The 14405-nt window shown below is 44.9% G+C and carries 12 protein-coding genes; 7 read left to right on the forward strand and 5 right to left on the reverse strand.

Features of this window, described 5'->3' with window-relative positions; translation table 11 throughout:
• Position 1: 1 nt before the first annotated feature.
• The 3 genes from SKC38_RS04495 to SKC38_RS04505 are packed head-to-tail and all read right to left on the reverse strand — an operon-like array spanning position 2 to position 3208.
• Positions 2 to 628, reverse strand: a complete 627-nt coding sequence (locus SKC38_RS04495; protein WP_377975458.1) for an SIS domain-containing protein — start codon at positions 626 to 628, stop codon at positions 2 to 4.
• Between the two features lie 53 nt (positions 629 to 681).
• Positions 682 to 1353, reverse strand: coding sequence for a hypothetical protein (locus SKC38_RS04500; protein ID WP_377975460.1), 672 nt, complete (start codon positions 1351 to 1353; stop codon positions 682 to 684).
• Between the two features lie 10 nt (positions 1354 to 1363).
• On the reverse strand, positions 1364 to 3208 hold the full coding sequence (locus SKC38_RS04505; protein WP_377975461.1) for a hypothetical protein: 1845 nt from the start codon (positions 3206 to 3208) through the stop codon (positions 1364 to 1366).
• 96 nt (positions 3209 to 3304) lie between these two features.
• Between SKC38_RS04505 and SKC38_RS04510 the strand changes: the two genes are divergently transcribed.
• The 3 genes from SKC38_RS04510 to SKC38_RS04520 are packed head-to-tail and all read left to right on the forward strand — an operon-like array spanning position 3305 to position 5705.
• Positions 3305 to 4222, forward strand: coding sequence for an ABC transporter ATP-binding protein (locus tag SKC38_RS04510; RefSeq protein WP_377975463.1), 918 nt, complete (start codon positions 3305 to 3307; stop codon positions 4220 to 4222).
• The gene (locus SKC38_RS04515; protein WP_377975465.1) at positions 4219 to 5064 is read left to right on the forward strand and encodes an ABC transporter permease; all 846 of its coding nucleotides are present in this window, start codon (positions 4219 to 4221) and stop codon (positions 5062 to 5064) included. The genes SKC38_RS04510 and SKC38_RS04515 overlap by 4 nt, the downstream gene beginning before the upstream one ends.
• A complete protein-coding gene (locus SKC38_RS04520; RefSeq protein WP_377975467.1) occupies positions 5064 to 5705 on the forward strand; it encodes a hypothetical protein in 642 nt (213 codons plus the stop codon). Before SKC38_RS04515 ends, SKC38_RS04520 begins: the two co-directional genes overlap by 1 nt.
• A 324-nt stretch (positions 5706 to 6029) precedes the next feature.
• On the opposite strand, the gene SKC38_RS04525 is transcribed toward SKC38_RS04520, so the two are convergent.
• Positions 6030 to 6941, reverse strand: coding sequence for a sugar phosphate isomerase/epimerase family protein (locus tag SKC38_RS04525; protein ID WP_377975468.1), 912 nt, complete (start codon positions 6939 to 6941; stop codon positions 6030 to 6032).
• A gap of 78 nt (positions 6942 to 7019) precedes the next feature.
• Between SKC38_RS04525 and SKC38_RS04530 the strand changes: the two genes are divergently transcribed.
• The 4 genes from SKC38_RS04530 (at position 7020) to SKC38_RS04545 (ending at position 12407) form a co-directional block, all read left to right on the forward strand.
• Complete coding sequence (locus tag SKC38_RS04530; RefSeq protein ID WP_377975470.1) at positions 7020 to 7310, forward strand: MmcQ/YjbR family DNA-binding protein; 291 nt, start codon at positions 7020 to 7022, stop codon at positions 7308 to 7310.
• A 717-nt stretch (positions 7311 to 8027) separates the two neighbouring features.
• Complete coding sequence (locus tag SKC38_RS04535; RefSeq protein ID WP_377975472.1) at positions 8028 to 9446, forward strand: glycoside hydrolase family 130 protein; 1419 nt, start codon at positions 8028 to 8030, stop codon at positions 9444 to 9446.
• A 433-nt stretch (positions 9447 to 9879) separates the two neighbouring features.
• Positions 9880 to 10263 carry an SMU1112c/YaeR family gloxylase I-like metalloprotein gene (gene gloA2, locus SKC38_RS04540; RefSeq protein ID WP_377975474.1) on the forward strand — a complete coding sequence of 128 codons (384 nt, stop codon included), beginning with the start codon at positions 9880 to 9882 and terminating at the stop codon, positions 10261 to 10263.
• Positions 10260 to 12407: a DUF4954 family protein gene (locus SKC38_RS04545; RefSeq protein WP_377975476.1), complete on the forward strand. Its 2148-nt coding sequence runs from the start codon at positions 10260 to 10262 to the stop codon at positions 12405 to 12407. Before gloA2 ends, SKC38_RS04545 begins: the two co-directional genes overlap by 4 nt.
• A 352-nt stretch (positions 12408 to 12759) precedes the next feature.
• On the opposite strand, the gene SKC38_RS04550 is transcribed toward SKC38_RS04545, so the two are convergent.
• Complete coding sequence (locus SKC38_RS04550) at positions 12760 to 14358, reverse strand: M28 family peptidase (RefSeq protein WP_377975478.1); 1599 nt, start codon at positions 14356 to 14358, stop codon at positions 12760 to 12762.
• Positions 14359 to 14405: the final 47 nt, after the last annotated feature.

Here is a 14405-nt window from a genome sequence, read left to right on the forward strand (position 1 = left end):
GCTATAAATTAAACTCTTTTGAACTCATATTTTGAAATCCACTCCTATTCCACTCAAAAATTTGCATTGATTCATCTAAAATTGAGTGAAGAAATACTTGATGGATGCACTCTACCATCCCGTATGTTTTCATGGGAACATAAACCGCATATTTAGACAATGAAATTGATTTGTTAGTTTCTTTCAGGCCAGAAAATGAAAAGGTTGAAATATTATTGTTTTTACAAAATTCTAAAACATTTAAAACATTTTGACTATTTCCACTTGAGCTGATAGTTATAACCAAATCATTTTCACTAACACCTTCTATTTTCAAATACTCTACCATTGCTTCTTCAAAGGAATAATCATTTGATAATGCAGTCAAAAAAGCACTATCACTTAAACTTCTAGATAAGATTTTGCCATTTTTCGAAAAGTCTAAAGCCATATGATTAGCAAAAGCTGCACTTGCTCCATTTCCGAAAAAATATATTTTATTCCTATTTTCTCTTATACCAGTGATCAACTCATTGATTTCTTCAAAAAAATATTCTCCATTAACTTGGGAATTCATTTTAAAAAATTGAGACTTATTAAGTCCTTCATTAATTGAATTAATGAAATTTATGTAATAAGGCGTTTTCATTTAAAATATTTTAAAGTGAGTCTATTAATTTATCTGAACTAAATTCAATTCCATCATTCCATCATTCTCATCCACTTCCCACTCCCCACCATCAAACCCTCCTGAAACTCATCCTTCCCAAACACCCCCACCCGCACTTTCTTCTGAATCAAGGGTTCTACTTTTTCGATTAATTGGTACAAATAAGGACGGTCGATATTCCCTACAAGCACGAGGTCCACAAAGGGTGAATTTTTACCCTCTGCCAGCTCCCCGGTCAAATATACCTGATCCACATTGCCCAGCTTCTTGATGATCTGATCCACAATTTGGTCTAGACCTACGAATTGCAGGATAATCCCGCGCAAGGTTTGAAACATCGGATGCGCCTGGTTGACCCGGTAATGCTTCACTTTGGCATTTTCCTCTTCCTCCTGCGCCTGAATCAAATGCATTTCCTGCAATTTGTTTAATTCCAAGCGCACGGTATTACTGCTCACGCCCAAATCGCGCTCCAAGCCACGTAAATACACTTTACTAACTGGATTCAATAGCAATTTGGTTAGCAAAGCTACCCGAATCTTTCCCGAAAACAAGTTATCTAATACCAAATCACCAAGGCCTGAAACGGCTTCGCCCTCCTGAGTCACATGAACCCTGGGCGAACTGATACAATTTTGAGTAACAAAAATACTGATTTTTGCTAAAGCATATTCAAAAATGAACGAGAATTTATGCAACGGCACATGAGCTGTTTTATTGCCAGGCCCAGGGCATCGGAGATTCCAAAACAAGCTGCTCCGAAGCTACATTGCCGCGCCCCGCCGTTAAAAAAAAGGTCCGCAATTCCGCCTGCGTTTCCACACGCGCTCCCACCCAAATACCCGCTTTCAACACCGGCGGTATCACCCGAAAACGGCGTTCCTGCCCATCGGCATACCGCACCTTCGCATACAAATAAGGTGGCTGCGCGAATAATCGCATCAGTTGGCCCCATACATTCAAGCGCGCATCCACCTGCAAACGCACCAAACCTCCCTTCGGAATCGTGATCACCTGACCCAAGCGCATGGTGGGTACCTGTATCTCCTGAACCTTTGGCCTAAATAGACCGCCTCCACGTTTGAATAATTGCAGCGTATCTCCATGCACATACACGGGAGCTTGTAATTGATAGCGCTTCAATAATTCCAAGGTCACCTCGGAATCCATCCAAAAGGGATTTTGATTCCGGAAAGGCTCCAGTTTATAAAAAACCCAGTCGGGGGCTTGAATAGACCGATAATGCGCCCCGTTCATCCGAATCAATTCCGGCGTATAGGCAGAATAGGATTGAATCACCGGCCGTGCGCGGTAAGCCAGGCGATTAAAAAACACATAGCCTAAATCATGCTGCAAGAAATCCACTGATGCATTTCCTAAACGCCTCCGCAGCGAATCCGGCAAATCCAAGGCGTGCTGATCAAAGTTTTTGGCATAATCATACCACGTATAAGGCACCGCGTAATAGCTCAGATTCATGTGAGGCTCCGGACGCGAACGCACATAATTCCTCCAGGAACGATCCGACAAGCCATAGCCCGTATAGGCCATGCTCAGGAGGTAAATGGCCAACATCCCTCCCGCGATGCGGAGGTCTTTGCGATCCCAAAGCTTGGGTACAAAAAGCACATAGAGGCAAACAATCAAGGGGGCGATTTGGAAGAAATTACGAAATCCAGCAAAGCCTATTCCGACATGGCTCTGTTTGAAGGCGAGCGCCAACAATAAAAGCGAGGTGAACAACACGACAAATGTTTCCCGCCAAGATTTCCAGCTCCGCCAAAGCAACAGCACAAAGCCCAAGCCAAACAATATTTCAAGCATGGCTAGAATGAAAAACTCCTTGGGGAACAAGGAAAATGACGACATCGCGTCTATGTAGCCGTCGGTCAAAGCAATGCTATTTCGGATATATCCCCATAAATCGACCTGTAAAATGGCCGCTAAGCCACACAAGGAAAGCACATAAATTACCGCCAAAACACCTAGTTTGACGGGTGAAAAAATCCGTTTCCAGCCTGCATAAACCAGCATAAGCATAAAATAAGGCCCAGCGATAAAAAGTACATTGACCTTGATAAAAAACAAGAGCAGCGCAATAGCTGTCGCGAGAATTAATGCCCAAAAGCGGCGTTCCTGCAGCGCATAGAGCAAAAATGCGAACTCATAAAAGAGCAGCGAAAAAACACGGTCGGCAAATAAGCCTTCCGGATAGATGACCATGACGGCCAGAATTGCCACGAGGTAGGCGTATTTCCCTGCCTGTCGCATCGCGTAAGCGACGGAAGCGGTAGCCATGCCCACGAGCGCCAAATCAAAAGCAAAAAACCAATAAATGGAATAGCCTTCCGGCATGATGCGGTAATTCAGAAATCCGAGGGGGCCGTAGGTAAAGGCGACATCCTTTCCAAAATTCGCCCCTTGCTGAATCAGCAGATTGATGGCCAAATTCCAACTGGGATCGAGACCCAAAGACGCATAGCCATACGGGACAGTCATCGTCAGTGCATACACTGCAAAAAGGACTAAAAAAATCGATGAACCGTAACGCATTAACATAAGCCACAAAAATAGTTTGAGGGATAGGACAAAAACCAAGGAAACTTATTTATCGGTCAACAGAAAACAATTTGAGGGCTACTGCGTTTCGTTTCTATGTCAAATGCAATTGTTTCAATCCGTCAGCTTTCGAAGCGTTTTGGTCCCTTTCAGGCCTTGAAGGAGATAAATCTTCAGGTGGAGCAGGGTGACATCTATGGTTTTTTAGGCCAAAATGGCGCGGGGAAAAGTACGACCATGCGTTGCATGCTGTCTTTGATTCGTCCGGATGCGGGGGAGATTGAGCTGTTTGGTCAATCGCTGACCACGAATCGCGAGGCGATTTTGAGTCGGGTCGGCTGTTTGATTGAGAAGCCCGACTTTTATAAATACCTCTCCGCATTCAAAAATCTCGAATTATTTTCCCGTATTTCAGGCAAGCCATCTAGTCGGGCTGAAATTATGGATATGTTGGAATTTGTGGGTTTGGCGGGCCGCGAAAAAGATTTGGTAGGTGGTTTTTCCCATGGCATGCGGCAGCGGCTGGGCATTGCCCAAACCCTTTTGCATGACCCGGATCTCATCGTTCTCGATGAACCTACCACAGGATTGGACCCGCAAGGGATTATCGATATGCGGAATTTGATCCTTCGCTTGAAAACGGAGAAGAACAAGACGATTATTTTATCCTCGCACAATTTGCATGAGGTGGAGTTGATCTGTAATCGGATGGTGATTATTCACAAAGGGGAAAGTCTGGTGGAGGGACGCGTGGATGCTCTATTACAAGAAGAAGACCAAATCATTCGGATTCAGTCGACAGTCGCAGGACAGGCGCAAGCCATACAGGTGCTTGCTGCGCAATTCCCGGGTTTAAGCTATCAAATATTGGGCTTGGACAGCCTGGAAATCGTATTGGCCAAAGACCTGATCCCTAGTCTGAATGCCGCATTGGTGCAGTCGGGGATTCCGGTATTTGCCATGGAGGCGAAACGAAAATTAGAGGACTATTTTATCAATTTGGTGAGCGCATGATCTTTTTATACAGTACCTACAATGAGTTAATCAAAATTGCGCTGAAGCCTCGGAGCTACCTGGGTTTGGCAGCCATCACGGGTCTTGTGGGCATTATTTTATTTGCGTTGCATGCGGATGGGATGTCGATGATTTCCTTCGTGACAGCGTCTTTTGAACAGACCTTGCGATTTGAGGGAGAAGTGCTCAATGGCAATTTAGTAGCGTTTATCATTTTACAGATGTTGATCGTCCACATTCCTTTACTCGTGGCCCTCGTGACCGGCGATTTGATCTCGGGTGAAGCTGCGATGGGAACCTTGAGGATGTTGGCTACCAAACCCATCTCCCGTAGACAATTGCTCGGCTCCAAATTCCTTGCCGGAGGTATCTATACGTTGTTGATTGTGATTTGGCTAGGCATATTAGCTGTGCTGGTTGGCCGGTGGATTTTTGGTCCCGGCGATCTCATGGTCTTAAATTCAGATGGTTTGGTGATCATCCAAGAGAATGATGTGCTATGGCGTTATGCAGGGGCATTTTGCGTGGCCTTTTTTGCTTTGTTGACGATCAGCAATTTATCCATTTGTTTATCTTGTTTTTCGGATAATTCGATCGGCCCCATTGTATCCACGATGGCGATTATCCTATTGTTTACGATTATAGGAACGTTGGATGTACCTGTTTTTGATCCGATACGACCCTTTTTATTCACGACACACATGGCGGCATGGCGGTCCTTTTTCGAGGATCCGATGCCCTGGGATTCGATACGAAACTCTTTGTGGGTGATGACCCTGCACCATGTGGTGTTTATCGCTGTAGCGATGTTTAGTTTTAACCGAAAAGATATTACCGTCTAATGAAGTATTTATTTTTTTTATGTTTGCCGTTTTTGGCAGGAGCTCAGCAGGCAGATGCGCTGTTTGGCCAGTTGGTCCAAAAATTCAAGAAAGTACATCACTACGAAGTTTTGGCCCAAATAAAGCCAAACATTCCCATGATTCGCATCTTGCCTGTGCGGGCCAACATCCAATTTCAGTATCCGAATAGCTATAAAATCCAATCGGCCGGCATCTCCATCCTACCCAAAAACGGGTTCTCGGAATTGCCGCAATTGTTCAGTAAGCCCAATCAATTTACGGTGATTGCTTCGGGGCAGGAGACCCTAGACGGCGTGAATACAAGCATTTTGACCTTGTTACCGCTGGATAATGAAGGGGATTTGATCCTCGCAAAGATTTGGGTGGATGCCACATCGCTGCTTGTCATGAAGTCGCTGATTACTAGCAAAACCAATGGCAGCATTACGAGTACTTTTCAGTACGCGGGCGAAAAATCCTGGGGTTTACCCGCACGGATGACTTTTTCCATGGATGTGAAAAAATTCAAAATTCCGAAAGGCTTGGCGACGGATATTAACCGGACGAGCAGGCAGGTGGACGCACCCCAACAAAAAGGGCGCATTGAGATTACGTTTTCGAAGTATAAGGTCAATGGGTAGGTGATGGCTTTCATCCTTATTTTAGCCCCAGGTTTTAACCTGGGGTTTAGGATATACCCTTTCAGCCTTCGGCAGTCCCTAGGCTGAAGCCTAGGGTTATTTCAGCCTATCCCTTCAGCCTGCGGCTGTCCCTAGGCTAAAGCCTAGGGTTATGATTTACACCCCTTTATAGCCCCAGGTTTTAACCTGGGGTTTAGGATATACCCCTCAGCCTGCGGCTGTCCCTAGGCTAAGCCTAGGGTTATGATTTACACCCTTAATAGCCCCAGGTTTTAACCTGGGGTTTGGAATATACCCTTTCAGCCTTTGTCTAGTATCGCGTCTCTACAAATACTTCCTCAACAACTCCACGCTCTTCTTCACCCCAACCTCCCCAGGCTCCTTGCCCTCGAACTCGATGGAGATGTAGCCATGGTAGTTGGCCTGCTTCAGCATCTTCACTATCCGCTCATAATCCAAATCTAGGCTATACCATTCGCCACCGCCGTAATAGGTTTTGGCCTGTACAAAACTGGTTTTGGAAACTATTTTCTCCAATTTCTCGTAGGGATTTTCCAGGAAATTTCCCGTGTCCATCAGAAGTCCCAACCAAGGCGAATTCACCGTATCGTGGATGCGGAGCATGCCTTCTGGGGTAGAACCTAGGCCCCAATGGTTTTCGAGCGCGAGCAAAACGCCACATTCCTCGGCCTTTTGCAAGCATTGTTGGATTCCATCCACACACCATTTATATCCGTCGTCTTCGGTATATCCCGGCAAAATGGGCTCAATACCCCGATTCGCCATCAACTCGTCGAAGCTTTTGATCGTATTCCAACGACCCGTATTCAGACGGAGGGCGGGAATTCCCATTTTATATGCGAGTTCGATACAGTGATTCGTATGATCCACGTGCTTTTTCAGTTCCGCTTTATCGGGCGTAACGAAGCCTTGATGGATGGACAAACAGGTCATAGCAATTCCATTGAGGAAAGCGTGCTTTTTGAGTTTTTGGAGGTAGGCATTGTCCTCACTTTCCATTTGTCGGTGCAAGACATCGATGCCGTCCAAACCTAATTTGGCAGCTTCATCGATCACCTTTTCAATGGGGAATTTATCCCCTTTGAAATGCCAATAAGAATACGAGGAGACACTTAATTTGATTTTGGGCTGAAGCTTAGGCGCAGCACTTGTGAGCTGTATCGCTGGGGCGGCGGAAGCCAAAGCTGCCGCGGAGATAAAATTTCGTCTGTTCATAGGTTTAAGGTTTTCATTGCTAACTTACAGAATATTATACATTTGTGTATGTACTTAGATGAAATTTGCGATTACTGTATGTCTCTGCCCTTAGCGGAGGAGACGCAGCCTTTTGGTCCCGACCACATCGTGTATAAGGTCAAAGGAAAGATGTTTTTGCTTGTGGGAATCGAGGAAACTCCCATTCGATTTAATGTCAAATGCAACCCGGAACGCGCCATTCAATTGCGTGAAGAGTTTCCACATGCCGTGCTACCGGGCTATCACATGAATAAAAAACATTGGAACACAATCGTGATGGGCGAAGGGCTTAGTCGGGCGCAATGCGAGGAGATGATCCGCGATTCTTATGCGTTGGTGGCGAAATAACCATGATTTATAACCCCAGGTTTTAACCTGGGGCTCTACAGACTTTAGTCTGGGGCTCTACAGGTTTTTAACCTAGGGTTTAGGATATACTCCTTTAGCCTTCGGCTGTTCCCTAGGCTGAAGCCTAGGGTTATGAACTAGACCTAGTATTTTATATCCCCAGACTTTAGTCTGGGGCTCTACAGGTTTTTAACCTAGGGTTTAGGATATACGCCTTCAGCCTTCGGCTGTTCCCTAGGCTGAAGCCTAGGGTTATGAACTAGACCTAGTATTTTATATCCCCAGACTTTAGTCTGGGGCTCTACAGGTTTTAACCTAGGGTTTAGGATATACGCCTTCAGCCTTCGGCTGTTCCCTAGGCTAAAGCCTAGGGTTATGAACTAGACCTAGTATTTTATATCCCCAGGTTTTAACCTGGGGTTTAGGATATACGCCTCCAGCCCTCGGCTGTTCCCTAGGCTGAAGCCTAGGGTTATGAACTAGACCTAGTATTTTATATCCCCAGACTTTAGTCTGGGGCTCTACAGGTTTTAACCTGGGGTTTAGAATATCGCCTTCAGCCTTTGGCTGTTCCCTAGGCTAAAGCCTAGGGTTATCACATTTCTGATAATTTCTCCCTAGCCCCTAAAAACCCTTGCAAATTCGCACCCACCGCGCTAGCTTTGGCAAACCTCAAAGGAATGCCAAAGCTGAGACAAAGCTCAGAGACCGAGACACATGAAAAAAATACTACTGATCTGTTTATTGATTCCATTTTTGAGCAATGCCCAACAACCTGCTCAAACGATCCAACACTTTTTTGACGCCCTTTCTGTAGGAGACCAGGCAGGAATGAAACAAGCAATTACGCCGGATTTCAAGCTCGTAGAAAACGGTGAAATTTGGACTATTGATACACTCGTTAATCGGATGGCAAAAGTCAGACCTGCCGACTTCTCCCGCATCAATCAATTAGAAATCCTAAAGACCGACTTCGACAAACACAGCGCACATGTATTCTATAAAAATCAAGCGTTGATACATGCGGCAGGCAGGAACCGTCAGGTAAATTGGCTTGAGACCGCTTATTTCATCAAGCAAGGTGGACAATGGAAAATGTCCAATATGCATTCTTCTGTCGATGCCTCCTTTCAAACAACCTGGGAATTAAGCGGCTTCAAAAAGGCTGATGCGGAAAACCCCATCATGAAACCTGATGTGCGCGCAAGCTTTTACTGCCCGATACAAAAGAAATTGGTGGGATGGGAAAATAAGAATGTCTTGAATCCTACCGCATTGGTCTATCAAGGCAAAATTCATTTACTCTACCGCGCTCAAGATTCCTTGGGAACTTCGCGCATTGGTATGGCAATTTCCGAAGATGGAATTCATTTTACCAAACAAGCAAAACCTATTTTGGCACCAGCCGACGATGCTTTTAAGGCCTACGAATGGCCCGGTGGCATTGAAGACCCGCGCGTCATCGAGACCGAAGATGGTCAATTTTTACTCACCTACACATCGTATGATGGCAAAACCGCTCGGCTCTGTTCCGCGATTTCAAAAGACTTGCAACATTGGGAAAAATTAGGCCCCATGCTCGCAAGCCCCAAATACATCAACCTTTGGTCCAAATCAGGTGCGATTGTAGGAAAAGAAACGAACAGTCGGGTCATCGCCCAAAAAATCGATGGTTTCTATTGGATGTATTTTGGCGACACCGATTTATTCATGGCCAAATCCTCCGATTTACGACATTGGGAAGTCTGTGAGAATGCAGAAAATCAAGTCAAAATATCTGTCTTACAACCGCGCAGTGGCTATTTTGATTCAAGACTAGTAGAACCCGGCCCATACGCGCTCATTCGCCCAGAAGGAATTCTTTTAATCTATAACAGCAGCAATGCCGCGAATTTTAATGACCCTAAATTTCCCAAATTCACCTATGCGGCTGGGCAAGCACTTTTTGATGCAAATAAGCCCTACCGACTGATCAACCGCAGTAAACAAGCTTTTATTTGGCCCGACAAAGATTACGAACGCGTGGGGGAAGTCAATGAAGTTTGTTTCGTGGAAGGCCTTGTGCATTTCAAAGGCAAATGGTTCATGTATTACGGCACAGCTGATTCCAAAATCGCGGTGGCAATTGGACGTTAGACATTAGACGTTAGACGTTTGGCGTATTTATAGCCCCAGGTTTTAACCTGGGGTTTAGGATATACCTCTTCAGCCTTCGGCTATTCCCTAGGCTAAAGCCTAGGGTTATGAAGTCTAGCCTTTTTATAACCCCAGAGTTTAGTCTGTGGCTCTACAGGTTTTAACCTGGGGTTTAGAATATACCTCTTCTGCCTTCGGCTATTCCCTAGGCTAAAGCCTAGGGTTATGAATTCGACCTTGTTTATAGCCCCAGGTTTTAACCTGGGGTTTAGGGTATACCCCATCAGCCCTCGGCTATTCCCTAGGCTAAAGCCTAGGGTTATCAGAGTTCTGATAATTTCTTTCCACTGCTCAATTACCTCTTGCATATCCAATCCCACAACCCTAGCTTTGCCAAACCTTGGAGGATTGGCAAAGCTGAGGGGGAAATATCATGATAACAGGAATACACCACATCGCAATAATCTGCTCAAACTACGAAGTATCCAAACATTTCTACACGGAAAAACTTGGCTTCAAAATCGTTCGCGAAGTTTATCGGGAAGCGCGCGACTCCTATAAATTAGACCTAGAGGTCAATGGTTTATATCAAATCGAACTCTTTTCGTTTCCGAATCCCCCTGCTAGAACTTCCCGACCAGAAGCTGCGGGGCTACGCCATTTGGCATTTTCTGTCAACGATTTAGACGCGATGGTCGAGGAATTAAATCGGCAAAATATTGCATCCGAACCCATTCGAATCGATGAATTTACAGGAAAACGCTTTACTTTTATAGCAGATCCCGATGATCTACCCATTGAATTTTACGAGAAATGAATCGAATCGATAAGAAACCCCTTGCAGATTTAGGCTATGGCTTTGTCACGGCAAACTACCTGCAAAAGGATTCCAATGAATACCTATACCGCAATAAAAACATCACACAAGCCGATTATCGCCAGCTTTCCGCACGCGAAATCAGCATCATGGAAGCGAATCTTAACGAAGCAGAGAACTGGAAAGACATCTGGGTCAAAGACGGATTCAACCCCTACCTCGTCAAAAACTGCCGCTTTTTTGGATTGATTCGCATCGGTATCTTGGAATCTTGCTACCTCGAATTCAAAAACCTACGAATGCCCGTAGGACTATACAATTCGACCATTATTTCCAGTGATTTTGGGGACAATGTAGCCATCGACCGTGTCAATCTCCTCTCCCATTTTCAAATTGGAAACGAGGTCATGATCCTGCAAGTCAATGAATTAGCTACCACCCCGACAGCCAAATTTGGGAATGGAATCGTGAAAGATGGTGAAGAAGAACGCATTCGAATTTGGTTAGAATTAGGCAATGAAAATGGTGGCAGAAAGGTTATTCCGTTCATCGGCATGCGTCCTGCAGATGCTTATCTATGGACGCAGGATCGGGATGATAAGGCACTCCAAGAAGGTTATTTTAACCTGACCCAACAAGAATTTTCGACACACCGAGGCTATTATGGTCAAATCGGGGATCGTACCGTCATAAAAAATACGGGCATCATCAAAGATGTCAACATGGGTTCGGACACCTACATCAAGGGTGCGAACAAATTGAAAAACCTAACCATTATTTCCTATCCACATGCCTCCACGCAAATAGGGGAAGGATGTGAAATTGTGAATGGAATTATCCATGAAGGTTGTCGGATATTTTATGGCGTCAAAGCCGTGCGTTTTATTTTGGCAGCACATAGTCAATTGAAATATGGAGCGCGTTTGATCAACTCCTTTTTGGGGAGTAATTCGACCATTTCATGTTGCGAAGTTTTGAATGCCCTGATTTTCCCGGCGCACGAACAACATCACAACAATTCCTTTTTGTGTGCGGCGATGATACAAGGCCAAAGTAATATGGCTGCCGGCGCGACGCTCGGATCGAATCACAATTCCCGTGGGGCCGATGGCGAGTTGCAGGCAGGAAGAGGTTTTTGGCCAGGACTATCTGTGGCACTCAAACATAATTCGAAGTTTGCGGCCTTCAATTTGATTTCCAAAGGAAATTATCCGGCCGAAATTCATAATCCCATTCCCTTTTCCCTATTAGGGAATGACGACGAATCAGGCGGCTTGTTGATTATTGCCGGCTATTGGTTCCAATATAATATGTATGCCATTGCTCGGAATGCCTGGAAATTTGCGGCACGTGATCAACGTGTAGAGAAAAACATGCTCTTGGAATTCGATTATTTGGCACCTGATACGGTTAGCGAGATGCTGAAGGCACGTGACTTATTCTGCCAGTGGGTAGGTGATGCACTTGAAAAAGACAGCCAAGCCGGGAAGGCATGGTTGGAAAACCCAACGAATGCTCAAAACAATTTAGCCGTTTGGGCGACCGGAATCGAGAACTCGAAACGCAAGACACGCGTGGCTAAAATTCACCGCGCTTATCAGATTTTTGGGGATTTATTGCAGTACCATGCTGCCAAAGAATGGGTTGCGACATGCCAACGAAATCCTAATCAAAAGCCCATTGAGCTATTGAACAAAACCTTAGCAAATGCCACAGCAATTCAGACTTGGGACAATTTAGGAGGCCAATTGATTCCTTCGGGTGCCGTGGCTGACATGAAAAATAAAATTAAATCGGGCAACATCAAGGCCTGGTCGGAGGTACACGAATTCTACGAAAAACAGGCTGTATTATATCCAGACCAAAAATTCGAAAATGCATTAAATGGCCTATTAAAGGTAAATCCAAACGCCATCGAAAACATTCCTGCCTGGCTAAATAAGGCCGTTGAAACCTCGCGTTTCTTAACCGAGGGCATCGAAAAATCACGTGCCAAAGATTATCAAGACCCATTCCGTTTAGCGATGTTTGGCAATGCCCAAGAACTTGAAGCGGTGATTGGGGATTTGGATGATAACGAGTTCATTCAGCAGTCGAAGGTGAATCAACAGGTGTTCGAAGAGAAAATAAAAAGCTTAGCGTAAGTCCTTTGGCAATCCCCAGGTTAAAACCTGGGGTTATAAGTTTCTTTGGCAAACCTTAGAGTTTATAACCCCAGACTTTAGTCTGGGGATTAGGACCTCCTTTCAGCCTGCGGCTATTCCCTAGGCTGAAGCCTAGGGTTAGATACATCATTTATAACCCCAGACTTTAGTCTGGGGATTAGGACCACCTTTCAGCCTGCGGCTGTTCCCTAGGCTGAAGCCTAGGGTTAGATACATCATTTATAACCCCAGGTTTTAACCTGGGGCTCTACAGACTTTAGTCTGGGGATTCCCAAGCATCGCTTGGGGCCTCCAACGTCCAACGTCTAATGTCCAAAGACTAACGTCTAATTTACGGTTTATTCGAATCCACCTTCAATCTTTCCTCGCGATTCGAAATCTCCCAAGCCATGTAGAAAACTAAACGGCCAACTTTCTGTACTTGGTCAAATTCGATTTTCTCCACATCATCGCCCGGTTGGTGATAATCCTCATGCACACCATTAAAGAAGAATGCTACGGGAATACCGTGTTTGGCAAAATTATAGTGGTCGGAACGGTAGTAGAAACGGTTCGGATCGTTCGGATCATTGAAACGAAAATCCAATTCCAAGCCTACATGCTTCTTGTTTTGCTCCACCAACACCTCGCGTAAAGACGATGATAATTTGTCGGAACCAATTTCATAAATATAATCCGGCTTGCCCATGTGCTCCTCATCGTAACGACCCGTCATGTCTGTATTGATATCACAAACGGTATTCGCCAAAGGAAACAAGGGATGGTTTGAATACCACTCAGAGCCCAATAGGCCTTTTTCTTCCCCAGTTACCGTCATAAACAAAATACTCCGACGAGGTCTCTTTCCTTCCGCTGCAGCCTTACCAAACGCCTCCGCTAATTCCATCACCGTCACCGTTCCAGAACCATCATCATTCGCTCCGTTATTAATCTTTCCATCAAACGAAATACCAATGTGATCATAATGCGCTGTCAAAATCACGACCTCATCTTTCTTGTCTGTCCCTTCCAAATAACCCACTACATTATACGTATCGACGGGTTTCTCGGTACGTTCGATCGTCAGGCTAATTGGCGAAGTTTTGAATTTAGCAGGTACCGACTTTTTCGCAGCGGCTACCGTGGCTTTATAAGCCAACAAATCTGCTTCCGTCGTACCTAAAATTTCAGCCGCCATCGCAGATGAAATCAATAAGACAGGTGCTTCATTTGGAGAAGCCGCAACATCAGCAAAAACCATGCGCTCATTTCCAAAACGCTGCATCATCACTTGGCGCTGGCGTAATTGATTTCCGAAATCTTTCTCCGATTTTTCCGAAATCAAAATCAAGCCCTTCGCGCCCAAGGCCTGCGAACGCTTTAATTTCTCTTTCCAGCCATCGCCTTTTCCGAAAGCCGAAGGATCTTTGGTCCCAGATAACACATAATTTCCTTGCGCATCTTTGGCCTCTCCTTCGAACGCCAAAACGTATTTTCCTTTGGCAGCTAATTTGTCATAATCCGCAAATCCAGCTTGTTGGACCCCATATCCCGCAAACACAACAGGCAATTTTGAATTAGCGACAACGGGTGCCAAAGCATTAGCCATAAATTGGCCTAAATAATCATACGATTTTCCTTTTATAGACAGACCCACTTTCGTCCAAGAACGATTCACCAAATCCACTTTTTGGAAATATGAGCCATTCACAGGCGCTAAGCCCGATTTCTTAAAATGATCTGCGATGTAATTCGCTGCCACTTTCTGCTCCGCTGAACCCGTATTACGGCCTTTCAAGCTATCAGAAGCAATAAAAGTGAGGTGTTTTTTCAAATCCTCCGCCTTAATCGTATAGGCATACGGGACGGGATTTGACTGAGCCAAAGCTCCAAAAGGAATAATTTTAGCGAGTAAAATCAGCGCTAAAACATAGATTGTTGATTTTTTCATTGATTAAAACAAATTTAAAGAAAGCGAAGTTAAGGAATCAAAAATAA

Source organism: Aquirufa echingensis, from assembly GCF_042714525.1.
Taxonomy (GTDB): Bacteria; Bacteroidota; Bacteroidia; order Cytophagales; family Spirosomataceae; genus Aquirufa; species Aquirufa echingensis.